Here is a 25,763-nt window from a genome sequence, read left to right on the forward strand (position 1 = left end):
AGCCGTCCGGCGTTTGTGATGAAAAATTTGAACAAAAACAGTGCCTTGCGATTTTCTGTATTGGGTTTATTGCTATGTTTATTACAGCAATCAGCCCATGCGGACCTGTGGGCGCATGTGGACGAGCGCGGCGTGACGCACTTTGCGGCCGAGCAGCTGGATTCCCGCTATCAGCTGTTCTTTCGCGGCGCCGAGTTTGACTCTACCCGCGACGTCCCCGCGCAGGCGCCTGCCATGCCCTATGCGTTGCCCGCCAACGGCGCGCGCTTGCTGGCATTTTTTGACATCGCACCGGACTACAAGCGCGTAAAGCACCACCTGCGCGCAGCCTCTGGCCAACACGGCGTGGACTACGAGCTGCTGCAGGCCGTGATTGCCACCGAGTCCGGCTTTGACGCCGCTGCGGTGTCGCCCAAGGGTGCCGTCGGCCTGATGCAGGTAATGCCGACCACGGCCAGCCGTTTTGGCGTGCGGGCCGATGCCAAACGCACCGTAGAGCAAAAGCTGGCCGACCCGGCCGTGAACGTGCCCACGGGCACCCGCTACCTGCGCCACCTGCTGGACCTGTTTCCCGGTCGTATGGACCTGGCGCTTGCCGCCTACAACGCGGGCGAAGGCGCCGTGCAGCGCGCGGGCAACCAGATCCCGGCGTACAAGGAAACGCAGAACTACGTGCGCACCGTGATGGGCCTGTACACCCAGCTCAAACCGCCAGCGCCCGTGCTGGCCCAGCGTGCAGCGCCCGGCCGCGTACGCATGGAGCTGTCGGGCGGTGCGCAGAACCGGGGCAACCTGCCGCCCACCCGCGTGGCGCAGACGCCAAGTGGCCCCCAGAACGTGAATCAAGCAGAACCTGTATCCAACGAATGAGCGACCAACCCACTCTCGATTTCACCACCGCAGGCGACGACGGGGGCGACTCCCTGGGCCTGGCGGGCTATGCCCAGCGCGCTTACCTGGAATACGCCCTATCGGTCGTTAAGGGCCGTGCGCTGCCCGACGTGTGCGACGGCCTCAAGCCCGTGCAGCGGCGCATTCTGTATTCGATGGACCGCATGGGCCTGGGCTACAGCGGCCCCACACGCAGCGCGGCGGCCAAGCCGGTCAAGAGCGCCCGCGTGGTGGGCGATGTGCTGGGCCGCTTTCACCCGCACGGTGACCAGTCGGCCTACGACGCGCTGGTGCGCATGGCGCAGGACTTTGCCCAGCGCTACCCACTCATCGACGGCCAGGGCAACTTCGGCAGCCGCGACGGCGACGGTGCTGCCGCCATGCGCTACACCGAGGCGCGCCTGTCGCGCATCACGAGCCTGCTGCTCGATGAGATTGACGAGGGCACGGTCGATTTCATGCCCAATTACGACGGCTCCACCACCGAGCCGCGCCAGTTGCCCGCACGCTTGCCGTTTGCGCTGCTCAATGGCGCCAGCGGTATTGCCGTGGGCCTGGCCACCGAGATCCCGAGCCACAACCTGCGCGAGATTGCCGACGCCTGCATTGCGCTCATCAAGACGCCGTCGCTCAGCCCCGAAGACCTGCTGGCCATCGTGCCCGGCCCCGACTACCCCGGTGGCGGTCAGATCATTAGCAGCCCCGGCGATATCGCCGACGCTTACCGCACGGGCCGGGGCAGCCTCAAGGTGCGCGCACGCTGGAAGATCGAAGAACTGGCGCGCGGCCAATGGCAGCTCGTCGTCAACGAACTGCCGCCGGGCGTGAGCACACAGAAGGTGCTCGAAGAGATCGAGGAAATCACCAACCCCAAGGTCAAGGCCGGCAAAAAGGCGCTGAGCCAGGACCAGACGCAACTGAAGGCCAGCATCCTGGCGGTGCTGGACGTGGTGCGTGACGAGTCCAGCAAGGACGCGCCCGTGCGCCTCGTGTTTGAGCCCAAGACGGGGAAGACACCGCAGCAGGAGCTGATCACGGCGCTGCTGGCGCACACCAGCCTCGAATCCTCGGCGCCCATCAACCTCACGATGGTGGGGCTCGATGGTCGGCCCACGCAAAAATCCCTGCGGCAGATGCTGGAAGAGTGGATTGCCTTCCGCCAGACCACCATTACCCGTCGCACACAGCACCGTTTGAACAAGGTGCTGGAACGCATCCACATCCTCGAAGGGCGGCAGATTGTTCTGCTGAACATCGACGAGGTGATCGCCATCATCCGCCAGGCCGAAGAGCCCAAGGCGGCGCTGATCGCGCGTTTCAACCTCAGCGACCGTCAGGCCGAGGACATCCTTGAAATCCGTCTGCGCCAGCTTGCGCGCCTCGAAGCCATCAAGATCGAACAAGAGCTGAAGGAACTGCGCGAAAGCCAGGGCAAGCTCGAAGACATCCTGAACAACCCCGGCTCGCTGCGCCGCACCATGGTCAAGGAGATCGAAGCCGACGCGAAGACCTTTGCCGACGCGCGCCGCACACTCATCCAGGCCGAGAAGAAGGCCGTGGCCGAAGTGAAGGTGGTAGACGAGCCCGTGACGGTGATCGTGTCGCAAAAAGGCTGGGTGCGCGCCCGCACCGGCCATGGGCACGAGGCCGCGAGCTTCGCCTTCAAAGCGGGCGATGGTTTGTACGGCACGTTTGAATGCCGCACGGTGGATACCTTGTTGGCCTTTGGCAGCAATGGCCGGGTGTATTCGGTGGCCGTATCGCTGCTGCCCGGCGCGCGTGGCGACGGCCAGCCGGTGACAACGCTCATCGAACTGGAATCGGGCACGCAGCTGCTGCACTACTTTGCGGGCCCAGCCAACGCCATGCTGCTGCTGTCCAGCTCGGGCGGCTACGGGTTTCTGGCGGCGGTGGAGAACATGGTTTCGCGCCAGAAGGGTGGCAAGGCCTTCCTCACGCTGGGCGATGGCGAAACCGTGTGTGTGCCGTCGCACGCAGCGGGCACCACGGGCAGCAAGGCCGTGCTGCCTGCCTCGCATGTAGCTTGTGCCTCCACGGGCGGGCGCATCCTCACGTTCGAGATCACCGAACTCAAGACCATGGGCAACGGCGGCCGGGGCCTGATGCTGATCGACCTGGAAGACAAGGACGCCCTGGCGGGCGCTGCGGCCTACACGCGCAGCATTCGCCTGGATGGCATTGGCCGGGGTGGCAAGCAGCGTGACGAGACGCTGGAGATACGCAGCCTGAACAACGCCCGCGCCGCGCGCGGCCGCAAGGGCAAGGCGGCGGACCTGGGCTTCAAGCCCAACGCCGTGACGCGCGTGGAGTAAGAGCGTGTTCAATGCCTTTTTGGAGATCGCATTGGAGTGCAATCGGGATGAGTGGATGCTTCGGATGCTCCGCATGGGCTCGTGCCCATGCAAGCAGCCGAGGCGCCAAACACTTCCAAGTTCGTCGGCCCGATTTCACTCCAACCCTTCGGGCAAGTGCCTTGCCGGGCGGTCTGCGGCGTTGCGGCGCTTGTGGATAGCCGAGCTATCCACTGCGCACCGCGCCTTGCATCCCCTCCCGGCAAGGCACTTGTGCGACTCCAAAAAGACGTTGAACACGCTCTAGGCGATGGCGCGCTCACCCACGCTGGATGAGCTGCGCCGCTACGCGATTGCGCGCAGCCTGTTCAAACCACTGACGTTGCCGGGCGCAATCCGCAAGCTGGGTTTTGTGCAGGCCGACCCGATGCGGGCACCCGCGCGTGCGCAGGACCTGATTTTGCGTTTGCGGGTGCGTGACTACCGCTCCGGTGACCTGGAACGACGCTACGAGCGGCTGGGCATCGAGGAAGACGCTTTCGTCAACTACGGCTTCGTGTCGCGCGAGATGCTGGCGCTGCTGCATCCGCGCACGCCGCGCAGGCCCTGGGATGCGGCCACCACTGAACGTGCGCGCGAGGTGCTGGCGTTTGTGCAGGAGCGGTGCGTAGTGCATCCGCGCGAAGTGAGTGAAGCGTTTGCCCACCACGGCCGCGTGGCGGGCGCCTGGGGCGGGGAGCTGAACGCAAGCACGCGCCTGCTGGACGCCATGCACCACCACGGTTGGCTGCGGGTGTGCCGCCGAGAATCAGGCACCCGGGTCTACGCACCGGTGGAGCACCCCGAGCAGGAAACCAGTCCTGCCGCGCGCAGGGCGCGTGCCGAAGCTTTGGTGGACCACATCGTGGCGCTGTATGCCCCGTTGCCCGCGCCCAGCCTGGGCTACCTGGTCACGCTACTGCGCTACGGCGCGCCGCAACTGGCGGCTGAGGCGCGCGCGGTGGCCAAGGCTGCACCGTCACGCTTTGGCCATGCGGTGGTGGATGGAACGACCTGGTTCTGGCCTGCAGACGAAAACCCGGTATCGCGCCGCCACCAGCCGGATGAAGACGTGCGGCTGCTGGCGCCGTTTGATCCCGTGGTATGGGACCGTCGCCGCTTTGAGATGCTGTGGGGTTGGGCGTACCGGTTCGAGGCGTATGTGCCGGCCCCCAAGCGCACCATGGGCCATTACGCACTGCCAGTGCTGTGGGGTGAGCAGATGGTGGGTTGGGCCAACCTGCGCGTGGAGCGCGGGCAACTGCGGCATGAGCTGGGATTTGTGGCGGGCCGCCCACCACGCGATGCGGGCTTTCGGCGCGCGCTGGATGAGGAGTTGGCGCGTTTTAAGGCCTTCCTGGGCACCGCAGCCTGACCACCCGCTGCCACGCGCAGGTCAAAGCTTCAACATTTGCCTGCGGCCTTGCTCAGCGCGTTGCAGGAGGCCGAAGCGGCAGCGGGCGCACCACCCTTGCCGACCATGGCCGTGCAGATGGCATCCGAATTGGGCGTTTGCCCGAACGACATGGTTTTCTGGAAACCCGTGGCCGAGTACATGTAGCACTGGTAGGTGACGCCATCAGTGGTTTTGGCGGTGTAGTTGATACGCCCTCCGGTCTCTGTGCTTTTGTTGGAGATGGTGAAAGCACCCACTTGGCGGCCAATGGCCACGGAGGTCCGCTGCTCCAGGCCCTCCTGGCTGATGGTGGCTGCGCACCCCGACAGGCCCAGGGCAATCAGCACGGTGGCGCCGAGGAGCGTGCGGTGAAGGTGCTTGCGAGAAGTCATGGAATCGTGGCCTTTGAAATTGGGTTCAGAGATGCGGAGCTGCGGAGCTGCGGAGCTGCAGGCCAGTGTGCTGTCTTCGTCGCTGCGCGTGAACCCGACCACGGGAGGGTGTCATCGGTTTGAAAAATATGAATCAATGCGGATGTACCCGGGCAAACCTGCACTTTCGGGCGTTGCAACAAGTTATCCAGAGAGGGGTGAGGATCACCGGAGGATCAGCGGCGGATCGGGTGCGGGCAGGGCAGACCCTGATGTGCTGTGACAGAGTTTGTGCAATCGTGGAAAAGCGCGCAACATCTGCACACAAACACAACGCTTCAGGAGACAACCATGCCCAAACACCTTCGGATGGCTCACAAGCTCTGGCTGGCTGTGATTTTGATTGTCGTCATGCTGGTGGCCGTGGTGGGCTTTGCGGCCTACCGGTCTGCCCAGGTGCAGGCCCAGGCCGATGCGGTGACCAAGGAAATGGAGCAGCGCGTGCAGGCGGCGTTGCGCTGGTCGGGCCTCACAGAAACCAATGCCGCCAGAACCCAGGCCCTTATCGTGAGCAGCGACCCGGCCGTGGAGGCCGAGTTCAAGGACGTGATCACGGCCACATCGGCGCAGATCAGCCAGGTGCAAAAATCGCTGGAGTCCATGGCGCTGTCAGAGGCCGACAAGCAGCAGATGGCCAAAATTGCCGCTGCGCGCAAAACCATGATTGACCTGCGCGGCGAGGCTCGCAAGCTCAAAGGTGACGGTCAGCAAGAGCAGGCTGTGACGCTGATCAGCCAGAAGTACAACCCCTCGGTCACTGCCTACACCACCACGTTGCGTGAGTTTGTGCAGCAGCAGCAGCAGGGCGCCGAGGCGGTGCAACAGCAGATGGCCGCTCAGCGCATGCTCACGGTCAAGATCGCTGCGGTGGCGGTGGGACTGCTGCTGCTGGCCATCATTGTGGGCGCGTACTACCTGATCGGCAGCATCCAGCGACCGCTGGAGCAAGCCAACGGGCTGGCTGAACGCATTGCGGGAGGTGACCTGAGCATGCAGGAGTCGGTGACTCGGGGCGACGAATTTGGCGACCTGCTGCGCTCGCTTTACACCATGAGCAATGCGCTGGGCCGCATGGTGCACCAGGTGCGCCAGAGCACCGACAGCATCGCCATCGCCAGCGCTGAGATCGCCACCGGCAACCACGACCTGTCGGCCCGCACCGAGCAAACCTCCAGCAACCTGCAGGAGACGGCCGCCGCCATGGAGCAGTTCACCAGCACCATCCAGCAAAGCGCGGGCAGCGCCCAGCAGGCCAGCACCCTGGCTGCCGGTGCCACGGGCGTGGCGCGCCGGGGCGGCGAGGTGGTGACGCAGGTGGTGGCCACGATGGAAGACATCAACCACAGCAGCAAGAAGATCTCCGACATCATCGGCGTGATTGACGGCATTGCGTTTCAGACCAATATCCTGGCCCTGAACGCTGCGGTAGAAGCCGCGCGTGCAGGTGAGCAGGGCCGCGGATTCGCGGTGGTGGCGTCGGAGGTTCGCAGCCTCGCACAGCGCAGTGCCGAGGCTGCCAAGGAGATCAAACAGCTGATCAGTGCATCGGTCGAAAAGGTGGAAACCGGATCGCGGCTGGTGTCCGATGCCGGAGCCACCATGACCGACATCGTGCTGTCGGTGCAAAAGGTGACCGACATGATCAGCGAGATCACGGCTGCGTCGTCCGAGCAAAGCCAGGGCGTCTCGCAGGTCAACCAGGCGATTGGCAACCTGGACCAGATGACGCAGCAGAACGCCGCACTGGTCGAAGAAAGCGCAGCGGCAGCACAAAGCCTGCGGGAGCAGGCCGATCAGCTTGCGCAGGTGGTGTCGATGTTCAAGGTGAATGTGGCCAGCTACGGCCCCGCACAGGCCGCCATTGGTGCGGCGCGGGCCACGGCCGCCATGCATACGCCACCGCCTGCCGCCAAGAAGGCTGCAGCGCCGGTGGCTTCTCGCATTGCTGCATCGCCCGCGAAGGCGCCGGTTGCTGCACCTGCGTCGTCATCTTCCACTGCGGGTGCGCCGCGCAAGGCCGCTGCTGCCCAGGGCGCTGAGGACGACTGGGAGAGCTTTTGACATTTGCTATTATTTTAGTAGCTGGTGGCGCTTGATTCGCATAGGCTTCAGGTGCATATGCATCTGAGGCCGCTTTTTATCGGGCGCTAAAAGCTCACTTATTCATGGCGTTTAAACGCCGGAGCAGTCGTCCGTTGTTCTGGGCATCCCGTACGGGCTGAATCTGGCGCGGCCCACACCAGTGCCACCGTGGAACTGGCTTCGCCAAGCCACCGGTGCCGTCCCCCTTCAGGGGGAAGACGCGCAGCGGCTCAGGGGGTCAGGCCAATTCCGCAATCAGTTCGATCTCGACACAGGCGCCCATGGGAATCTGCGCCACGCCAAACGCGCTGCGGGCGTGCACGCCCTTGTCGCCAAACACCTGGCCGAACAACTCGCTGGCGCCATTGGTCACCAGGTGCTGCTCGGTAAAGTCGCCGGTGGAGTTGACGAGGCTCATCACCTTGACGATGCGCTTGACGCGGTTCAGGTCGCCGCCGCAGGCTGCCTGCAGCGTGCCCATCAGGTCAATGGCGACGGCGCGCGCTGCGGCCTTGCCTTCTTCGGTGCCAATGTCGCGGCCAAACTGCGCGGCCCACGGCTTGCCGTCCTTGCGGGCGATGTGGCCGCTCAGGAACACCAGGTTGCCGGTCTGCACAAAAGGCACATAGGCGGCGGCTGGCACCGACACGGGGGGCAGGGTGATGTTGAGTTCTGTCAGCTTGTCGTAAACGCTCATGGTCTTCCTCGGTATGAAGTGATGGGTGGGGGTGTGGAGGTCGCTGGCAGATGCAACTGCCCATACCGCTGGGGTGTGTAGCCGTTGTGGCGGCGCAGCGATGCGCCAGTGTTACACAGCGCGCCGACGTGCATGGAGACACCGGCACCCCAGCGCCCCATTAGCATCAGCCCATGTCCGCCATAAGCGCCTCTAATGCTGTTTCCCCCGAATCCACGAATCCCGTGGATGTTGTGGATGCAGTGGATGTACAGCATTCGCCACACACGCCGCTCCGGCTGGTACCTGCCGGGCTGATGGGTGTTGTGGTGGGCGCGGCGATCCAGTTGCAGCAAGCGGCGTTGTGGTCGGCCGGTGCGTATGGTGCCCTGTTGCTTGCGGCGTTTTTATGGGCTGTGGGCGGTGCCTGGGTAGCCAGCCGCAGGCGTACGCGCGCGCATTCTTCGGGGCTGCGTTGGTGGGCTCGGGGGCTAGCTGGTGGCGCGGTGGCCTTGGCAATGTTCGCCTTGTGCGGTTTGCGCGCAGCCAGTTATTCAGAGCAGGCCCTGGCGCCTGCATTGGAAGGGCAGGACCTGCGTGTGACCGGCGTGATTGCCGCCATGCCGCAGGCCAACGAAGCGGGCACGCGCATGCGCATCCGCGTAGAGACAGCGCGGCTGAACGGCGAGCCTGTGCGTCTGCCGCCGTTGATCGACGTGGCTTGGTACGGCGGCGCGTTTCGGGACGCTGCGGGCGTGGCCGACTTGCAGCTCAAGCCACCGGCTTTGCGTGCGGGTGAGCGTTGGGAGATGACGGTGCGCCTGAAGGCGCCGCACGGTTTGCAGAACCCCCATGGTTTTGATTTCGAACTGTGGATGTGGGAGCAGGGCGTGCAAGCCACTGGCTATGTGCGGGTGGGCCCCAAGGACGAGGCGCCGGTTCGCGTGGCAGCCACCTGGCAGCACCCGGTAGAGCAGGCACGCCAGACGGTGCGCGACGCTATTCTGGACCGCTTGGGCCGTGGGGCTGACGATGCCGACCCCGCCCGCGCGCGCACTGCGGGCGTGGTGGCGGCACTGGTCACCGGCGACCAGCGTGCCATTGACCGTTGGCCATTGACAATTAAGTTCGAAAGTAAAATTCGATGCAAGTCATTGATTTTATTGAGGATTTAATTTTTTCAAATAGTCGAATTGACAAATAGTTCGAAAGTGGCGGTGAGGGCGCGGTTTGGCAAAATTGACAAATAGTTTGAAAGTGCTCGCCCCCTTCGACTGAACGCATGTCGGAAGCTGATGCACTTTGCAGTGGAGATTCTGTCGATACATGTGATTACTATGTAGGGGATACCTAAAGATGCGGGAGTCTTGGTGACAATGATTCTGCTTTTGTTTGGCTATGGTCACCTCGTCGACCGTAAGCTGGAGATGAAAAGGCGACCAACGCAAGACTTGCTTGGCACGTAGTTGAAGGCCACCCAACTTTTTAGAAAGCTTCGGGATGAAAGCTCAGCAGGCGGTAGCGGCATTGCGCAATTTGCGGGAGCGGCCGCTGTGGCGTCTTCTGGGGGCGAACCAGGGACCGGTCATCGTGGGCGTGCTGCAAGCGCATCTGCTTGCTTCCGACAAGTCCCTTCCCAGCTCCATCCTTCATGAACGTCTTTCGCGAGACCTGGAGGGGCTGCGCGAAGATGGTGAGGACTTGCCGCAGTCCGCGCAGCAGTATTTGGCCGACTGGCTGTCCCAAGGCTACGTCTCTCGTCGTTTCCCAGTAGGGGCAGCGGAGGAAGAATACGAACTGACAGCGGAGGCGGCATCTGCCATCCGATTCATCCTGAGTGTTCTGCAGCCGCGCAACACGGCCACCGAGAGCCGGCTGGCAACGGTTATCCAGCAGCTCTCCCGGCTAGCCGATGAAACCAACACCGACCCGACCACCCGCCTGCGTGCGCTGCAAGAGGAAAGGGAACGTATCGACCGGGAAATTGACGCCATTTCCCGAGGAGAAGTTAAGACGCTGCCAGTCGACCGTGCGCTGGAACGCGCTCGGGAGGTGATTGGGCTGGCTGACGAACTGACGGGCGATTTCCGACGGGTGCGCGACGACTTTGCCAAACTTAATCGCCAGCTGCGCGAGATGCTCATGGAACATGATGGCAGCCGGGGCGAGGTGCTGGAGATGCTGTTCGGTGGGGTGGACGTGATTGCCCAATCTGAGGCGGGCAAGACGTTTTATGCGTTCTGGACTCTTTTGACGGACCGGGAGGCTTCTGCTTCGCTGTCGGAGTCCCTCGACGAGGTTCTCAGTCGGCCGTTCGCGCGCAAGCTTGGTCCCGCGGAGCGGAAGTTTTTGCGGAATCTCACCAATGCCTTGCTGGATGAGGGCAGCGGCGTACACGAGGTGCTGCAGGCATTCGCCCGAAGCCTCAAAAGTTTTGTCCAAAGCCGTGAGTACTTGGAGCACCGGCGGCTGAACTCTTTACTCAAGGCCGCCATGACGACTGCCATGCATGCCCGTGACTTCAAGGCGGTGGCGCCCCCCAAGAGACTTGCCTTTACCCTCGGGCTGACTGGGGCGATGATTGCCTCCGGCTCCCAGTGGTATCTGTATGACCCGGGCGACCGCATTGTTGATTCCACGATGGCTGCGACCCCCGCGTCGACCATAACCCTGGACGAGGTCAACCAGTTGGTGCAAGGGTCTGAAATCGACATGCGCACACTCAAGGAGAACGTGCGACTGGCGCTCGCTTCGCGATACCAGGTCTCGGTTGCGGAGTTGCTGACGCAGTTTCCAGCCGAACAAGGTCTTGGCAGCGTTATTGGCTACATCTCGCTAGGTGCGAAACACGGCTATGTCGCCGGCGAACCCGTACGTGTTGGGTGGATGGGGCAGGACCACATCTACCGTCATGCCACGGTGCCGTCGCTTATTTTCGTGAAAGAGAGGCTACATGAGTTCACTGACTGAGGCTGGCTTCTGGGAGTCGAGTGGGGCAGAGGACGGCATCGAGAGTGGTTCGGGCGCCAAGGGGCCTTCGTCAGACAGCCTAGCTTCATTCTCCGGAGATACAGGCCAGCTATCGGTACCGCTGCGGCGGGTGCTCGTGCAACTGTTGTTAGGGCCCGTCGTCGATGGCCGTCGTCACCCAGTCCTTTGGAACCATCTGCTGCAGGATGAAGCTGTCGTGCGCAGCCGGTTGCATGAGATGTTTTTGGAGCTGGTGGTGGACAGGCAGCAGTCCGTGGCGTTCACCCGCCAGGTGGTCTCGGACGACCTGGATGTTCCGGTGCTGTTGCGACGTGCTCCCTTGACTTTCTTGGAGTCGGCTTTGCTGCTGTTCATCCGCAAACGACTGACGCAGGCGGATGTTGACGGGGAACGTGCCGTGGTGGACCGGAATGAAATCATCGACTTTCTACAGACTTACGAACGGTCGGGGAACTCCGACAAATCCCGGTTTGACCGCCAATTGTCGAGTGCCATTGAAAAGGCGCGAAAGCTCAATTGGCTATCTTCCCTAAAGAACAGTGAGGACCGCTTCGAGGTATCTCCGACGCTCAAGCTGCTATTCACCGCCGAGCACATTCAGGCGTTGACGAAGACGTATGAGGATGTTCTGAACCATATGAGCACCGATGCGGCTTCCGATGGTGATAACGAAGTCGAAGATTAAATAGAAGAGGAGCCAGCACGTGCAGCAACCGAATTTGTTCTCCAGGCAGAATCCGGACATCGTTGTTGACGTCTCTGTGACCGATGCGCAACTGGAGGAAGAGCTGGCCACTCAGTTCCGTCTGCGTCACATCCAAACCTTCAACTGGGGTACTTTCCCTGGGCTCGTCGACTTTCCGGTACCGGCGACAGGCTACCTGTTCGTCGGCCCATCGGGCTCTGGGAAGAGCACGGTGCTAGATGCTCATGCGGCACTGACCACGCCTCCGAAATGGGTGGACTTCAACGTCGCCGCAGCGGAATCGGACCGCCACGGAAAAGACCGCAACTTGGCCACTTATGTCCGCGGTGCATGGGGGCAACAGACGGGCGAAGGTGAGCGAGAGTATGTGCGCCAGTTTCTGAGGGGCGGTAAGACGACCTGGTCCGCGATTGCGGAAACGTACAAATCGAAGGCTGGGAAGATAGTTTCTTTGGCCCAGGTGCTCTGGATTCGGGGTGCTGGTGCAGCCCATACTGATGTCAAGCGCTGGTATGTTGTGGCCGAGCGTGAGTTCGACGTGCGCGAATTCCAAGCCTTTGCAGAGGCAGACTTCGACGTTCGGAAATTGCGAGCTACGGTTCTTGATGCGTATGTCAAAGACGAGTTTCCACCGTACCAGGAGCGGTTTCGTCATCTTTTAGGCATCGACACGGAGCGTGCGCTTCGCTTACTTCACAAGACGCAGTCGGCCAAAAACCTCGGGGACCTCAACGAATTTCTACGGGAATTTATGTTGGACCCGCCCCAGACGGTCGAAGTCGCAAATCGGTTGGTGGCTGACTTCAAAGAGCTGCGTGACGCGCACGCGGCGGTGGTATCCGCCAAGCGTCAAATAGAGACTCTGCAGCCTGCAAGAGTCGCTTACGAAGAGCGCGACATCTTGCTACTGCGGCACAACGAGCTTAGTGAGGTCAGGACCGCTGTTCCGATGTACCGCGAGCAACGCCGAGTCGCCTTGCTTAAAAATGAAATGAGTCGTTTGACAGTCGAGTTGGAGGCTTGCAACGCCACCACGATTAGCTTGGAACGAGATGAGACCGTTAACGCAGAGTTACTGCGAAACATGCGCATTCAGCACACCCAGGAGGGCGGGGGCGTGCTGGAAGATTTGCGGGCCAAACTGAAAGCTGCAGAAGACCGGCAACCCGAGGTTGTCCGCAAGAAGGAGCAGATGGGCAACGCCTGTGCGAAGTTGAACTGGAGTCGGCCAGGAAATCCCGAGCAGTTTGTAACGGTGGTGGACCAGGCCCGAGCCTTCTTGGAGGACGGAGGTAACGAGGGAAAACGCATTCAAGCGCGGCGCGACAAGCTGCGGGACGATTCGGCCGAGGTCAATCGGAGGGTGCGTGAGCTCGATGTCGAAATTCAGGCGATGGAGCGGCAGCCCAGTAACATTCCGGGTCGATTGCTGGAAGTTCGACGCCGGATGGCACTGGCCCTGAAAATTGGTGAGGACAAGCTTCCTTTTGCGGGCGAATTGCTGCAGGTTAAGGTCAATGAAAGGGCATGGACGGGAGCTATTGAGCGCGTGCTGCATGGTCTCGGAACGTCTCTACTCGTGTCAGACCACCTCTACGAAGCAGTTTTTGAATATCTGGAGTCAGTCAATACAGGGCAGCGGCTGGTCTACTTGAGGACCATTCATCACGTGTCAGTTCCCAAGACTGTGTCCCCTAACTCGCTTTACCGGAAGCTTGATGTTGCCCAGCATCCTCATCAAGAATGGCTGCGCGAAGAGCTTAAGAGCCGCTACGACTACGAGTGTGTGGACTCACAACGTGCGTTCCGGGAAGCGGTGCGGGCGGTGACGATGGTCGGACAGGTCAAGCGCAGTGCCCAACAACATGAAAAAGATGACCGGTCTAATGTCAATGACATGAAGAATTGGGTACTGGGCTTCAGCAATGAAGCGAAGCTGAAGCTGTATAAGGCGGAGGCGAGCGAAGGCGTAGAGAAGCTTTTGAAGGCCCAAAAGGATATCGAAGACATCGACAAGGAATCCTCCACATTGACCGACCGGCTTCTGTCGTGTCAGGTATTGGCTAACCTTATTTGGTCTGATGTGGATGTAGAGGCGCTGTTAAATGAAATTGCGCACTTCCGCAACGGAATAAGGCGGGAAACGGACTTACGCCCCAATCTGGAGCAGTTGAACAGGGACATCACAGAGCAGGAGGAGCGGTACAACGAGTCGGTAAGGCTGCGACAGGAGTCCGCCTCGCTAGCCAAGGAGCACATCAGGGACTACGACAGATGGGAAAAGAAACTCTCGGAAATCAAGCCTGAACATCTCAGCGTTCAACTCACACCCTACCAGCAGACCAGGTTGAACGACCAGTTCGCCGAGCTGCCGGCCGAATCCTCCTTGGATAACCTAGATAAGCAAGCCTTCGAGGTCGACCGTAATTTGAGCGTGCTGCAAACCGACTTGAACACGAAGGCCCTTGAAGCGAAGGCTTTGGTCGAAAAGTGCTTGGCAGATTTCGCTCGGGGCTGGGAGGTCGAAACGGGTGGTCTCGACCCGGTCATCGCAAGCGCCCCCGATTTCTTGGCGAAGCTTGCGCACCTTGAAAGCGATGGGTTGCCGAAGTTCGAGGCGAATTTCCTGAAGCTACTGCATCAGCAAAGCGACCAGAACCTTACAGAGCTTATGGCAAAGCTGAACAACGAAAGCAAAGCCATCCAGCAACGACTTGAGCAGGTCAATGAAGGTCTGCGGACGGCACCGTTCAACAAGGGTACGTATTTGCACATCCGTTCGATGGATAAGGCCACCGAATCGGTACGCGAGTTCAAGCAACTGCTGAAGCGGGCTTTAGACAAGTCTTTCCAGGATGACACGGAAACAGCCAAGGAGCGTTTCGAAGTGCTGGCGCACCTCGTGAAGCGGCTTTCCAGCCAGGAGTCGGAGGAGCTGCGCTGGAAGTCCTTGGTGCTGGATGTTCGTCAGCATTTCGAGTTTGCGGCCCATGAACTGCGGGAAGACGATGGCGGCGAGGAGGAGGTGTTCCTCAGCGGCGCCGGGAAGTCGGGAGGACAACGGCAAAAATTGACAGCCACTTGCCTGGCGGCTGCATTGCGCTACCAGTTGGGCGGCGTCGAACGCAGGTACCCGACTTTCAGCACGGTTGTGCTGGACGAAGCCTTCGATAAGGCCGATTCGGAGTTCACGGCACTGGCCATGAACATCTTCAAGGAGCTCGGTTTCCAGATGGTCATCGCAACACCGCTCAAGAATGTCATGGCACTAGAGCCTTTCATCGGTGGTGCTTCGTTCGTGCACTTTCTGAAGGAGGAAAAGCACTCGGTCACTCTCAAAATTGAATATGACGAGGAACAAGGCCGTTTGTTGCTATCGGACAAACAGAGGGATGCGGCGGCCGAAGCCCAGACGGAAACGATGGAAGAAACATCCAATGGCACGCAAGAGTTTACTGTCGCCTGAAACAGCCATTGCTGTTGTGCGGGATACATTCCGCACCTCTCATCAGTCGTGGATGATGCAAGATGAAAGCGATTACGCTCGTTGGCCATTGACAGTCAATTTGGGGGCACCCTCGGAGATGGACGTCATGGCGGCTCCGGCGGAGTTGCGCGCATGGGTTTCGTCGTGGAGAGCCTGGGAGCCTAGAGTAACTGGTCTGCAAGTTGTCTGGGAACTGCGGTCATGGCGACGCGCAGGAAGACAAGAGGTTCCTGCCCGCCTGGAGATTGCAGACGCGACCACCGCAGCCCAATTGGCTGAGCATGGCGAGCGTTTCGGTCTGGCTTCGCGACGGTATCGACAGATGTGCAAAGACTGGCCGGCGCTTGCAAAAGTCAAGGTAGTGGCAAGTTACTTCGAGGTTTGGGCCGACTACGATGAGCACGACTACGAGAGGCTTCGTAGACTCTTGGCGTGGCTCCTAGAAAATCCGCAGTCTGGTCGATTTCTACGCGAAATTCCTGTCGAAGGCCTAGACACCAAATGGATTGAAAAGCGCAAACCTTTAGTTCGAGACCTCTTGTTGGCAGTGCGATGTGAGCGCGAGCAGCCCACGCAAGCGGATAAATTGGATTTCTTTACGATATGCGGCCTTCGCAATCGCCCCAGTCGACTCCGGATGCGTCTGCTGTGCCCAGAACTTAGACGTCTAGTTGGAGGGCTTGAGGATATTGAGGCTCCGTTGAGCGAACTGGCCGACCTGCCTATTTCTCCTAGGATGCTGCTTCTGACCGAGAATTTGGAGACAGGCCTTGCGTTACCCGACCGGGTCGGAACGGTGGTCCTAATGAAGATGGGGTACGCAGTTGAGCAGCTCTCTGAAATTCCCTGGGCTTTGCGAGCTCCGCGGCAGCTCTATTGGGGAGATTTGGACACCCACGGCTTGGCCATCTTGAACCTGGCCAGAAGGACATTTAGCCGTTTGGAAGTAGTGTTGATGGATGAGTCCACGCTGCTGGCGTTCAGACACCTTTGTGTCACCGAGTCCAAGCCGTCCACGAGCGATACCTTGAACTATCTGAGCCCGGCCGAATTGGCGCTGTATCAAGGACTTAAGGCGCACACCTGGGGCGAACGGATACGCTTAGAGCAGGAGCGCCTGCCGTGGTCTTATTGCCTTGAAACTTTGGATGCTGCGATTGGTGAGACGGACCTTGATGCCCTACTCTGACAATGCCGAGCGGCTCGCACACTGCCTGGCAGATGGCTAGTAATATTAGATGTTGAAGTGCCTGAACGCTACCGATACAGTTCCAGTGTTGGGGCGGCGTGAGACTCTGGATTTCCACTGGTCGAGTGACTGCCGCCTAAGGGTCGCAAGCACGGGCTGGTCGACCAAACTGGATACTGCCGCTTGATGCTGGGTAAGGTCTCAGCTCTTACGCTTGTGGAGGTAGAAGGCATCTCTCTAGTCGCAGTTGGGCGGGCGGTGCGCCCGCATGCTGACCTCACACCAAATATTGTTCTAGATGCATTTCCAGTGCGTCGCATCGTCACCGCGTTCGTCCCTATTATTTCCGCGGCATCGACCAAAATTGCGGCACCATAGCAGCAGAGGAGTTGCAAGCGATGAGTGGATTGGGAATGGACCGACATGGCCTAGTGCACAGTGCCTACGAATTCAAAGACATTTTTGACCGGACGGGTGAATACACGGGGCCGTTCTGCTGTCCGTTCTGTGAGGTCAGTTACATCGATAAATGTATTAAGACGCCCTGCGTAAAGGCTCCACATTTTTCGTTGGTGCCTAACGGTCCCGGGCATTTGGGTCAATGCAACGGGGAGCCTGCACGTTATTCTGAAATTGCAGCGGTCGTTGATGAAATCAAGAAGCCCAGGCGCAAGGTAGTGGGCGAGATTGAGTTCCCTGAGGCTTTGGTCGCTGCGAGTCCAGTGCGGGCACGCTTCAAGAAGTCTGGCGATGGACAACGGCCGCTTCAGGATGAGGTAGAGCGTCGGCGTCATGGAGTTGATGTCACTGGCTTTCAAGCGAGCAAGTTCACCTCCTCTTTGCTCCGAACCTTCGTGTTCGCGCATCGTCGCCTCAAGGAACTGGCTCGTGAACATGCACAGAAGAGTGCCGCGCCATCGACGCTTGAATTCAAGCGCACTTATCGAGAGGTGATGGAGTCCAAGCCCTTGGAGCTATATGGGGAGCGGCTTACGTACAACGACGTGTTCATCAACTCACGGCTCTCTCCTCCAGGCAAGCCGCGCATCTTTCAAGGGCGAGGGTGGGTCGGTCAAGAGGGAGACGAACTGGTCATCAGGGACGGCGACGCATGGCCAGAGGAGCCAAGGAGCTCTGTGAAGCTGGAATTTTTTGTCGTGACTGACGCTAACATCGCGGAATGCGCGCCGAGAACACATCGACAACTCCACTCAAAGCTTGTTGACGCGGCAAGAGCCGGAGACCCTGTGCATTGGCATGCATTTGGCAGCGTCCTGTACTCGGACGCCAAACAGTTTGTGCTACGCGTGATGTCGCTCGACCACCTGTTCCTTGAGCAATGAGTCCAAGTCTGGCGCTCCGGTCCGTTGCTGCGCCACTCATTCAAGGACTTGTTCACCGCATTCGGTGAGGCATGCAGCCCGGGACTTCCAAATGCAGTCGCGCTCAGAGTCGGCTCTTGTTCGTTCAACACAGATTGTTGCCCGCGCTTCGGACGACGTCTCTGTCGCCAAGCATGCCCGCCACGGATTGCTGGAAGCGCTAGGTGAGGTCCTCTGGCCGTAGGTAGTGCTTCGTGCCATGGATGGTCTTGGTGTCACCCGTATCAAACCTGACAGTCACTCTGAATGCGTTGTCGCCGCCAACCGGGGTTAGCGCTTCGATTTCTCCCCCGCCGAATATGGTGTGGACGACTCGTGTCCCGACTTCCAGAGTACTCTCTCCAACGAACTCAAGCTTCACATCCCGCGCGCTGAAGCCTGGTTCTTTTAGCTGAGCTACGGCCCTCGCTTGTTCGATGGCTTCCGCCTCCGTTTCAACCGCAACTTGCACTCGGACCGTCTTGGTCTGAACTACGACTACCGTCGCATTGAAGTAACTCGTCATAGTCTCTTCCCCGTCGTTCTTGAACTGATTCGGTTACGCCCGCCATGCATCAACTGAGTGCGAGCGATGCCGTCGCCCAGTGAGGCCTGTCTAGTAGCAGCTTGACTCTGTAAGACAACTGAGCGTTTCAAAAAGTAAACTGTGACTATAAAACGAAGGGGCAAGATGGCGAAGATAAGGCATGTCGAAATTCAGAACTTTCGGGGCATCAAACGAGTGAACTGGGCTCCTGGCGAGGGCATCAATTGTCTTATCGGTCCTGGCGATAGCGGGAAGACGTCGATTCTCGATGCCATCGAAGCCTGCATGTCTGTGCGACGCAGCATGGAATTTTCGGACGCCGATTTCTTCGCATTAGATGTGTCCAAGCCAATCATCATCAGAGTAACTGTTGGTGCGCTCCCGGACCGCCTTATGGACTTGGACACTCTCGGTGAAGTGCTGCGCGGCTTCGATGCGTCCAGCGCTACTGTCGAAGACGAGCCCGGTGACGGCCTGGAGGTCGTTCTAACGTTCCAGTTGGTGGTCGGAGACGACCTAGACCCCAAGCGGGCTCTGTACTCAAAGCGGACGGAGGCCGACCCCTACCAGCGCCAGCTTCAGTGGAAGGACAAGGCGGAGCTTGCGCCGAGCCGCATTGGCAATCACTCCAGCACCCATCTTTCTTGGACTAAGAGTTCTGTATTGGCCCGTCTATCGGAAGAGAAACTCGCGGTCGGGAACGACTTGGTCTCGGCTGCAAGAGAAGCTCGGCTCGCGTTCGGTGACAAGGCTGGCGCCAAGATTGGTGACATTCTGGACCTTGTCTCATCGAAGGCTAAGGAAATGGGTATTGACGTTGGGACAAAGGCCAAGGCTTTGCTAGATGCCGAGGCGCTATCCTTTTCAGATGGGGCGATTGCGCTGCATTCTGAAAGCGGAGTACCCCTTCGCAATCTGGGAACGGGTTCCAGCCGCCTTCTACTAGCGAGCCTTCATCGGGAAGCATCGTCTGCAGCGAGCTGCTTGTTGGTTGACGAGGTCGAGCATGGCCTTGAACCGCATCGCGTTATCAGCCTTCTCCACTCGCTGGGTTCAAAGGACCCGGAGACTCCACTTCAGGTCTTCATGACAACCCACTCTGCGGTTGTCGTGCGCGAGCTTAGTGGTGACCAACTCGTCATCGTTCGCAAAGGGGGGGACGGAAAGCATGAAATGCGTCTGGTCAGCAGTGAGGACTCAATCCAAGGCGTCGCTCGCCTGTATCCGGAGGCGTTCCTTGCGCGGACAGTGATTGTTTGCGAAGGGGCCAGCGAGGTCGGGCTGCTTCGAGGTGTCGACCGGTATCAAGTGTCGCGAGGTAAACCATCCGCATACGCAAATGGAACGACATTTGTAGATGCCGGGGGAAGAAGTCCGGAGCACATCTTGGAGCGCGCCAAGGTGTTCGCGAAATGGGGCTACCGGACCAAGGCGTTTCTGGACGCAGATGTCCCGATTCCACAGGAGGCGCGGGATGCAGCTGAGGCGGATGGCGTCACGGTTTGTACATGGGGCAATTCTCTGGCTCTCGAAGAGGCTCTCTTCAAGTGGCTTCCAGATAACGGTGTGGACGACCTCATTAAGCTTGCTATCGAGCTCAATTCTGAGGAGCTGGTTGACGGTGCCCTGGAAGAAGTGTCGAAGAAGACGTTTGACTTGGCGGCTGCTCTGATGATTGTCGGAGGGGACAGCGCGTACGAAGACATAGAACGCGGTGTCCTAGGCAAGGCAGCCAAACTTTCGACAAAGGATTCCAAGGCTGGTCCAGGCCGCAAGGGGTGGTTCAAATCCATCAGCAAAATGGAGCTTGTGGGAGAGAAGGTGCTGGGCCCTTGGCTCAAAGACGCCGAGCCAGAGCTCAAGAAGCCGCTTTCCGAAATATTCAAGAAATCCGATGGTTGACGCTGAATTGGACATCCTTGTGCATCGTCGTGGGAGCGTCAGTGCCCCTGCTGGATGTGGCAAGACGCAACTCATCACGACTGCGCTCCTGCGAAGCAGCGACAGCAAGCCGGCTCTCGTGCTGACTCACACCAATGCGGGCAGAGCAGCGCTTGAGCAGCGTTTGAAGAAGCTCGGCGTAAGCGGCTCCGCTGCGCGCGTGGCCACCCTCGATAGCTGGGCTATTCGCCTTGTACAGTGCTTTCCTCAGCGTTCGGGTCTCGCTGCGTCTGTTCTCAGGGTGCAAGGAAACAGCGCCAACTACGTGGCAATTCGCCAAGCGGCGGTGAACATCCTCAAGGCCGAACACGCAAACACGATTATCTCTGCGACGTATTCGAGGCTGATTGTTGATGAGTACCAGGATTGCGGAAGTTTGCAGCACCAGATAGTTCTCGCGCTCGCCGACCTACTTCCAACGGTGGTCCTGGGTGACCCTCTCCAAGTCATCTTTGACTTCGCCGGTCCAGTTGCCGATTGGCACAAAGAGGTGATTCCTGCTTTCCCCCCACTGGCGTGGACGCCGGAGCCTTGGCGCTGGAACAAGGCAGATGCGCCGGAGTTGGGGGATTGGCTTCTCAACTCCGTTCGTCCATCGCTGAGTCGCGCCGGTGGCACTGTTGACCTCTCCAAGGGCCCCAAAGGAGTGGAGTGGGTCCGCCTTGAAGGCACGGCTGTCCAGATGAGTGAGATGCGGTTGGTCACTGCGAAGCGGAAATTTGATGGGACGACTCTCATCATTGCTGACTCGAAGAATAAAGAGGGGCAGTGGGATATCGCCCGCAGAGCCCGGGCCACTATGGTTGAAGCCAATGACATGGTGGACTTCATGAAGTTTGCCGCGGCCTTCGACCCCGCTGCTCAATCGTCTCTGGAGGAGGCGCTAGACTTCTTTGGGGATTTGCTTTCAGGGCTGTCGCCGAAGCAACTCGCTGTTCGGACGCGGTCGCTCAGCGAAGGGCGCGCGCGGGTCGAGGCTAGCAATATCGAAGCGATTGCGCAGGCCTATCTGCGGGCCCCATCTCATCGCATTGCCGCCGATATGCTGGATGCCTTTTACAACGCTGCAGGTGTTTTCGCCTTCCGGCCAGACATCGCACGCTTGTGCTCGAAGGCGCTGCGGGCAGTCAGCGGAACCTTGACGTTCCATGCGGCCGCTGTGCGCGAGCGAGAGCGCTTCAGGCATACGCCCCGCACCATGCGGGGCAGGTCCGTGGGGAGTACGCTATTGTTGAAAGGTCTTGAGGCGGATGTGGCAGTCATCCTTGAGCCTGAAAAAATGAATGCCCAAAACCTCTATGTGGCGATGACCAGGGGGAGTAAGCAGCTCATCATCTGCTCGAATTCACCGATTTTGAAATTTTAATGAAAGCTAGGAACCCCAGAGTTCGTCAATAGCCTCCAACAGCTCGCACTTTCTTCGCAGGTCGACTAGCCGCCGTACGGTGAAGCCCTTGGTCAGCAAGCTCCCGACCGTGGCCTCGAACATGTGAGGTTCGAGAACGTAGAAAGCGGGCCGATTGTGATTGAGCACCGCTACGGTTCGATGGTTGGCTTTCCGCAGCACCGCCGCTGGATTCTTATTGAACTCAGTCATGCTGACAACTAGGCCTGCGAGGATGGGGGCCATATTTAGCTCCATATGTGGAGTCAAATGGACCTGCATTGTTCTCTCCGGTCAAAAAAAATGGAGCCATTGCTGAGCGAAATTTATGTCTAGGCAATCCCATGGATTTCTCTAGCTTGCTTTAAAAGCACTTCAAATCGTCCATCCTTTCGCCATTGATACCAATGGACCTTAAGTGCGTTTGGTGTCAACGGCATCTGGGCAATTTCTTTCCAAGGGGAACCTGTCACATACCGCTGCAAAAGGCCATCGGCGATTGTTCTCCTGCAGTCTCGGGGCTTCCTCCCCTTGAGCGACTGCGCAGGGTCACATACATGGCGAACCCGAGCCCACTCTGCATCCGTTAGCCGCGTATAGGATGACGTCTGTCGGTGTATGGCTGGCTCTTGGTAGTGATTGGTATGAGGTTCGAGCGGTGATGCATTTCGATTCCAAAGAAAGGAATTTGCAGCTCCAGAGGCGAAATCAAATGGTGTTTCGAGCGCCAACACTGCGCCGATAGACAGAGATGTGACGTGAACCGTGCGCCCGCGCCTGATGCCAATGGGCAAGATTCGAGCCTGTGCCAAAGGTAGGCTCATCGAGAAACTACCTCGGCAACAGTTTTTGTAGACCGACGACCAAGCATTGTTTGCACTAGGGAACAGCGAGCCCCAGGTCAGCGACTCCCGTGTCGAAGGGCGGTCTCGTCCCCGGTATACACCCTTGAAGTCAGGCAGCGTCACTGACCAATGTCCATCGTTCTCTAGCGGCTGGCAGAGCAGCTCAAGCATTCGCGGCGTAAAGGCGTATTCGAACGCATCTGGAATCAGTGGAAAAAGGGCACGAAACAGTACCAGTGCGGGAACGAGGAAATCGCTCCACCCGTGGCGAAATCTAAAAATCTGATGGGACCCACTAGTCGATGCGTCGACCAAGCTGGGGAACGCCCCGAGGTAGCCCTCAGTTGTAGCGCAGGTCCAATCGGCGAAGTCTGTCGTGAAAGGTGCCCGCCATTCGTAGTCACCGTCTGGCACGCCAATCTTCGCGAGTGCTCCAAGGTTGTCCTCAAAGCGGATACCCACATTTGTGACCAATCGAGCGACCAGCGTCCCGCATTGCATTTCGAATCCATCCAACCATTCCATCTATAGCTCCAGGTAGTACCTGAAACCGTGTAGCGAATGGGCGGAAAAAGTTTTTTTATAGGGCGCGAGCGGTTAGGACGTTTTCCTAAACAGTAGGGTCACCGTGCAGCGGCTTGTTGATGCCAGTCTTTCTGCGCCAAGCAGCACGTTGACCTACCTGGCGCTCTGATTGTTCCGAAAATCGAAACAGCTGAACGACAGAGTCGGTCATCGGTAGATTCTGTCGATGGTGTCGGAAGCGCGACCAAATACCTGCTTTCACAAAAAGGGCCTGAACTGTCACGCGCTCGCCCAAGCGCGCGGCCTCGCCCCAGGCAATTCGAGCAATCTCCGCAAACTGAACATCCACGAGGTCAAATTCTGCCAACTTCGGCCCGGGTAGCTTGTAGTCAGCCTTTGTCTTTCGCACCTCGCAAGCTTCCAGGAATACTGAAAGCAAGATGTGCCGAAGCGGTGCAAACGGCACACCTGGCGCAGGCCTGAGCATCAACCGAGGCCAGGAGAACATGGCTTCAGTAGCCCCAACGAAGCTAAGCTTTCGCAAAAGAGGCGCGCCATAAAAGGCGAACAGGTCTGAGTCAAGCTGTTGCCCCGCTACATCACCACTCGGTAAGCGATAGCCCTTTGAAAGCGCTGTGGCCCTGTATTGCAGAGGCCAATCATCACGATGGACCCAATTGCTATCCAGGGTAGCCACGGAAGCAACTGCAAGGGCGACCTCAGTATCGGAGCAGACCTCCGATGCCGAGCGTCGTCCTCTTGATTGAACGATGGACGCATCATCCCAAAAATTGGACGCATCGACTGATATCAAGCGGGTTCGGTGAATCGGGCACACATAGACTGCTGGCAGAAGGTGAGCGCGATGCCAATATGTCTCGCCATATACCGCCAAATCGTTGGCTGCGCAGGCTGTGCAGAACCTCAGCGGAGCTGTACCGTTTCTGGCGGACCTGGCGAGAGTCATAACGCGAATATCGCGGAGGCTTAAAACATCCAAATGCATTGAATGCGACTGGGCGTTTGACATGAACGCAGTCACATACGGGAATACCGTGTGTTCATGGACAAGCTGTTCCAGCGGAATTCGTCCGAGCTCCGCTATCCGCTGCAGTCCTGCAGGAAGTAGAAACGACATCGTTCCGTTTGGTCGAAAAAGTACCTCTTGCAGGTAGCGCTTTCGCGCAACACCGAGATGCCGGAAAGCGCGTGTCACAAGGCTCCCGATGACTTCATCAGGATACGGCGTCGGAAAATAAAGCGCCATGTCCACCCTTCAGTCGAGCGGGACCAGTTCCTCGGCATTGCGAGCCATTCCGAGCGCCTGAAGCTGCGGGAACACAGTCGTTCCTTCCTTCTCTGCAAGCATCAGCGCACGTCGATAGTCGTTTGGTCTTTCCGAAAAATCAGGATAAATCACTGCGGCCGCTTTCCCTTTTGCAGCATCGTGCTTCCCGGTCCTCTTTTTCGGCATTGTTTTGGTAGCAAGTGCGCGGAGTGCCTCCGGCATGTTTTGCACCTTGCCCTCTGCGTTAATTTCATCTGCCAAGGCCCAGGACGTCACCTCGTCGTTTCCGCCAGCCATCGCCGCAGCGGCAACTTGTGTCGTGAAGGTCTCATCTTTGGGCTTGCTCCGTCGATTCGCTGCGCGCTGTATCAACGCGGTGTTGACCAAGCTCTGGACGGTGGTTGGCAAATCAAGAGGGCGGATGTCCTCGAATCGTGAGAGTTTGCGGTGGTCGTTTGCCGACAGTGCATCAATCATCTCGTGCATCAAGTGAAAGTTCTCCTGATAGACCCGTTCCAGCAGGGCAACAGACAGCACTTCGTGCCCATCCAGGATGGCGCGGACCTGCGCCGCCGCGAAGAGCTTGATAGCTAAATCTAGGATGCCTTGGGTACATGAGTACAGCGTGTCGAGCACTTCATTGGTCAGCTTCAGCGGTGTGCGGACCCATTGGTATTGCCACATGACTTCAACGAAGCCAGCCCATTCACTTTGCAGCTCAAAGGCATCTTCTTCTGGATGGGCCATAGACCCCTGGTCGTAACGAAGCATTCGATGCCACGGGGGAATGCAGACACCGGTAGAGCGCCTTGCCATCCGGAAGTCCGCACCGAGCAACTTTGCCGCCTTATTGGTTCCGATGAAAAGAATCGGTACGCTGAGCATGTTGCACATCGTGACGAGCTGCGTCATGACTACTTGCGCACCTTTGGGCGAGTTGCACAAGTTCTGCACCTCATCTGCGACCAGCAGACCGACATGATGGATGCATAAAAGCCGCCCTACGGTGTGAATCAAGGCGTCTGTGCTGGTCCGACCGGTATTGCTGAGATAGAGCTTCTGGTAACCATGCTCTGGGAGCAGACTGTCGAGCTGGGAGATGACGGCAATGGCCAACGCTTTTACGCTGTCGCCGCTGCTTGACATGTCGACATGGATGTACGGGACCTGAACAACATTGATTTCCTCGTGATATATAACGCGAGGGTATGTTGCAAGCCAGCGCTTAAGAGCGGTAGTTTTCCCCATCCCGGAGAGGCCCACCAATGCGGCCGAGCCGGTGGTTGGTACGGTGGTCGCTGTCTGTGCAAAGGACAACCCAGCTTTCTGGTGCTCGTAGAGACTTTGCAGATTCTCTACTAGTGCTTTTGTCCTTGGTGCGCGTCCCACATAACCTTCTCGCAGCATCGTATCGACTGTGCGGGCGAGTTCCACATGCTTGGACATGGGGACCATGAAGCTTGCCAAGCCCTGAATTTGTTGGATGCGCTCGTGATTTTCCCAGTCGCGTTGCTCCTCATGAAAGTTTGGTGCAAACATCAGAGCATCAGCCATGAGCTCATCGCTCATTGGTTTGGGTAATGCTGAAATCAAAGGGTTGTTTTGCAATCGCGGGAGGCGCGGTTCCGAATAAATCGCCTTCACGTAAGACGGCTGATTAACTATGGTCATC

General features: G+C 58.9%; 19 protein-coding genes. 12 read left to right on the forward strand and 7 right to left on the reverse strand.

Going from position 1 to position 25,763, the window contains the following annotated elements; genetic code table 11:
* The first annotated feature begins 18 nt into the window (after positions 1-18).
* The 3 genes from ACK4OE_RS01670 to ACK4OE_RS01680 all read left to right on the forward strand — a co-directional run bounded on the left by ACK4OE_RS01670 (position 19) and on the right by ACK4OE_RS01680 (position 4,617).
* Entirely contained in the window at positions 19-870 is an 852-nt protein-coding gene (locus ACK4OE_RS01670; protein WP_409882582.1) for a lytic transglycosylase domain-containing protein, read from the forward strand.
* Complete coding sequence (gene parC, locus ACK4OE_RS01675) at positions 867-3,224, forward strand: DNA topoisomerase IV subunit A (protein ID WP_409882583.1); 2,358 nt, start codon at positions 867-869, stop codon at positions 3,222-3,224. The genes ACK4OE_RS01670 and parC overlap by 4 nt, the downstream gene beginning before the upstream one ends.
* Before the next feature lie 289 nt (positions 3,225-3,513).
* Positions 3,514-4,617 carry a winged helix DNA-binding domain-containing protein gene (locus tag ACK4OE_RS01680; RefSeq protein ID WP_409882584.1) on the forward strand — a complete coding sequence of 368 codons (1,104 nt, stop codon included), beginning with the start codon at positions 3,514-3,516 and terminating at the stop codon, positions 4,615-4,617.
* Positions 4,618-4,646: 29 nt separating this feature from the next.
* On the opposite strand, the gene ACK4OE_RS01685 is transcribed toward ACK4OE_RS01680, so the two are convergent.
* Positions 4,647-5,030: a hypothetical protein gene (locus ACK4OE_RS01685; protein WP_409882585.1), complete on the reverse strand. Its 384-nt coding sequence runs from the start codon at positions 5,028-5,030 to the stop codon at positions 4,647-4,649.
* 330 nt (positions 5,031-5,360) lie between these two features.
* On the opposite strand from ACK4OE_RS01685, the gene ACK4OE_RS01690 reads away from it, so the two are divergent.
* Positions 5,361-7,130, forward strand: coding sequence for a methyl-accepting chemotaxis protein (locus tag ACK4OE_RS01690; protein ID WP_409882586.1), 1,770 nt, complete (start codon positions 5,361-5,363; stop codon positions 7,128-7,130).
* A 259-nt stretch (positions 7,131-7,389) separates the two neighbouring features.
* Here the strand turns inward: ACK4OE_RS01690 and ACK4OE_RS01695 are convergent, their stop codons facing one another.
* The gene (locus ACK4OE_RS01695; protein WP_409882587.1) at positions 7,390-7,848 is read right to left on the reverse strand and encodes a RidA family protein; all 459 of its coding nucleotides are present in this window, start codon (positions 7,846-7,848) and stop codon (positions 7,390-7,392) included.
* 173 nt (positions 7,849-8,021) lie between these two features.
* On the opposite strand from ACK4OE_RS01695, the gene ACK4OE_RS01700 reads away from it, so the two are divergent.
* The 6 genes from ACK4OE_RS01700 to ACK4OE_RS01725 all read left to right on the forward strand — a co-directional run bounded on the left by ACK4OE_RS01700 (position 8,022) and on the right by ACK4OE_RS01725 (position 17,543).
* Positions 8,022-9,002 (forward strand): ComEC/Rec2 family competence protein, encoded by a 981-nt coding sequence (locus ACK4OE_RS01700; RefSeq protein ID WP_409882589.1) that lies wholly within the window; start codon positions 8,022-8,024, stop codon positions 9,000-9,002.
* A 325-nt stretch (positions 9,003-9,327) separates the two neighbouring features.
* Positions 9,328-10,797 (forward strand): DUF3375 domain-containing protein, encoded by a 1,470-nt coding sequence (locus tag ACK4OE_RS01705; protein ID WP_409882592.1) that lies wholly within the window; start codon positions 9,328-9,330, stop codon positions 10,795-10,797.
* Positions 10,781-11,503 (forward strand): DUF4194 domain-containing protein, encoded by a 723-nt coding sequence (locus ACK4OE_RS01710; protein ID WP_409882593.1) that lies wholly within the window; start codon positions 10,781-10,783, stop codon positions 11,501-11,503. Before ACK4OE_RS01705 ends, ACK4OE_RS01710 begins: the two co-directional genes overlap by 17 nt.
* 19 nt (positions 11,504-11,522) lie before the next feature.
* Positions 11,523-14,990 (forward strand): ATP-binding protein, encoded by a 3,468-nt coding sequence (locus tag ACK4OE_RS01715; protein ID WP_409882594.1) that lies wholly within the window; start codon positions 11,523-11,525, stop codon positions 14,988-14,990.
* Complete coding sequence (locus tag ACK4OE_RS01720; RefSeq protein ID WP_409882596.1) at positions 14,962-16,200, forward strand: Wadjet anti-phage system protein JetD domain-containing protein; 1,239 nt, start codon at positions 14,962-14,964, stop codon at positions 16,198-16,200. Before ACK4OE_RS01715 ends, ACK4OE_RS01720 begins: the two co-directional genes overlap by 29 nt.
* Before the next feature lie 398 nt (positions 16,201-16,598).
* Positions 16,599-17,543, forward strand: coding sequence for a hypothetical protein (locus ACK4OE_RS01725; RefSeq protein WP_409882646.1), 945 nt, complete (start codon positions 16,599-16,601; stop codon positions 17,541-17,543).
* Between the two features lie 199 nt (positions 17,544-17,742).
* On the opposite strand, the gene ACK4OE_RS01730 is transcribed toward ACK4OE_RS01725, so the two are convergent.
* Entirely contained in the window at positions 17,743-18,087 is a 345-nt protein-coding gene (locus ACK4OE_RS01730; RefSeq protein WP_409882598.1) for a hypothetical protein, read from the reverse strand.
* Between the two features lie 165 nt (positions 18,088-18,252).
* Here ACK4OE_RS01730 and ACK4OE_RS01735 point away from each other — a divergent pair, with 165 nt between their 5' ends.
* Complete coding sequence (locus ACK4OE_RS01735; protein WP_409882599.1) at positions 18,253-20,010, forward strand: ATP-dependent nuclease; 1,758 nt, start codon at positions 18,253-18,255, stop codon at positions 20,008-20,010.
* On the forward strand, positions 20,003-21,415 hold the full coding sequence (locus ACK4OE_RS01740; RefSeq protein ID WP_409882600.1) for a UvrD-helicase domain-containing protein: 1,413 nt from the start codon (positions 20,003-20,005) through the stop codon (positions 21,413-21,415). Before ACK4OE_RS01735 ends, ACK4OE_RS01740 begins: the two co-directional genes overlap by 8 nt.
* 6 nt (positions 21,416-21,421) lie before the next feature.
* Here ACK4OE_RS01740 and ACK4OE_RS01745 read toward each other — a convergent pair whose 3' ends face one another.
* The 4 genes from ACK4OE_RS01745 to ACK4OE_RS01760 form a co-directional block, all read right to left on the reverse strand.
* Positions 21,422-21,679, reverse strand: coding sequence for an antitoxin (locus ACK4OE_RS01745; RefSeq protein ID WP_409882601.1), 258 nt, complete (start codon positions 21,677-21,679; stop codon positions 21,422-21,424).
* 86 nt (positions 21,680-21,765) lie between these two features.
* Complete coding sequence (locus tag ACK4OE_RS01750; protein ID WP_409882602.1) at positions 21,766-22,803, reverse strand: transposase; 1,038 nt, start codon at positions 22,801-22,803, stop codon at positions 21,766-21,768.
* A gap of 85 nt (positions 22,804-22,888) precedes the next feature.
* Positions 22,889-24,070 carry a TniQ family protein gene (locus ACK4OE_RS01755; RefSeq protein WP_409882603.1) on the reverse strand — a complete coding sequence of 394 codons (1,182 nt, stop codon included), beginning with the start codon at positions 24,068-24,070 and terminating at the stop codon, positions 22,889-22,891.
* Positions 24,071-24,079: 9 nt separating this feature from the next.
* Entirely contained in the window at positions 24,080-25,762 is a 1,683-nt protein-coding gene (locus ACK4OE_RS01760) for an ATP-binding protein (RefSeq protein ID WP_409882605.1), read from the reverse strand.
* Between the last annotated feature and the right edge of the window lies 1 nt (position 25,763).

It is taken from the genome of Acidovorax sp., assembly GCF_046314175.1.
Taxonomy (GTDB): Bacteria; Pseudomonadota; Gammaproteobacteria; order Burkholderiales; family Burkholderiaceae_C; genus Acidovorax.

Excerpts from the sequence above, each read along its gene's own strand:
- ACK4OE_RS01670 (WP_409882582.1), top strand. The coding sequence starts at position 19 with ATGAAAAATTTGAACAAAAACAGTGCCTTGCGATTTTCTGTATTGGGT.
- parC (WP_409882583.1), top strand. The coding sequence starts at position 867 with ATGAGCGACCAACCCACTCTCGATTTCACCACCGCAGGCGACGACGGG.
- ACK4OE_RS01680 (WP_409882584.1), top strand. The coding sequence starts at position 3,514 with ATGGCGCGCTCACCCACGCTGGATGAGCTGCGCCGCTACGCGATTGCG.
- ACK4OE_RS01685 (WP_409882585.1), bottom strand. The coding sequence starts at position 5,030 with ATGACTTCTCGCAAGCACCTTCACCGCACGCTCCTCGGCGCCACCGTG.
- ACK4OE_RS01690 (WP_409882586.1), top strand. The coding sequence starts at position 5,361 with ATGCCCAAACACCTTCGGATGGCTCACAAGCTCTGGCTGGCTGTGATT.
- ACK4OE_RS01695 (WP_409882587.1), bottom strand. The coding sequence starts at position 7,848 with ATGAGCGTTTACGACAAGCTGACAGAACTCAACATCACCCTGCCCCCC.
- ACK4OE_RS01700 (WP_409882589.1), top strand. The coding sequence starts at position 8,022 with ATGTCCGCCATAAGCGCCTCTAATGCTGTTTCCCCCGAATCCACGAAT.
- ACK4OE_RS01705 (WP_409882592.1), top strand. The coding sequence starts at position 9,328 with ATGAAAGCTCAGCAGGCGGTAGCGGCATTGCGCAATTTGCGGGAGCGG.
- ACK4OE_RS01710 (WP_409882593.1), top strand. The coding sequence starts at position 10,781 with ATGAGTTCACTGACTGAGGCTGGCTTCTGGGAGTCGAGTGGGGCAGAG.
- ACK4OE_RS01720 (WP_409882596.1), top strand. The coding sequence starts at position 14,962 with ATGGCACGCAAGAGTTTACTGTCGCCTGAAACAGCCATTGCTGTTGTG.
- ACK4OE_RS01725 (WP_409882646.1), top strand. The coding sequence starts at position 16,599 with ATGAGTGGATTGGGAATGGACCGACATGGCCTAGTGCACAGTGCCTAC.
- ACK4OE_RS01730 (WP_409882598.1), bottom strand. The coding sequence starts at position 18,087 with ATGACGAGTTACTTCAATGCGACGGTAGTCGTAGTTCAGACCAAGACG.
- ACK4OE_RS01735 (WP_409882599.1), top strand. The coding sequence starts at position 18,253 with ATGGCGAAGATAAGGCATGTCGAAATTCAGAACTTTCGGGGCATCAAA.
- ACK4OE_RS01740 (WP_409882600.1), top strand. The coding sequence starts at position 20,003 with ATGGTTGACGCTGAATTGGACATCCTTGTGCATCGTCGTGGGAGCGTC.
- ACK4OE_RS01745 (WP_409882601.1), bottom strand. The coding sequence starts at position 21,679 with ATGGCCCCCATCCTCGCAGGCCTAGTTGTCAGCATGACTGAGTTCAAT.
- ACK4OE_RS01750 (WP_409882602.1), bottom strand. The coding sequence starts at position 22,803 with ATGGAATGGTTGGATGGATTCGAAATGCAATGCGGGACGCTGGTCGCT.
- ACK4OE_RS01755 (WP_409882603.1), bottom strand. The coding sequence starts at position 24,070 with ATGGCGCTTTATTTTCCGACGCCGTATCCTGATGAAGTCATCGGGAGC.
- ACK4OE_RS01760 (WP_409882605.1), bottom strand. The coding sequence starts at position 25,762 with ATGACCATAGTTAATCAGCCGTCTTACGTGAAGGCGATTTATTCGGAA.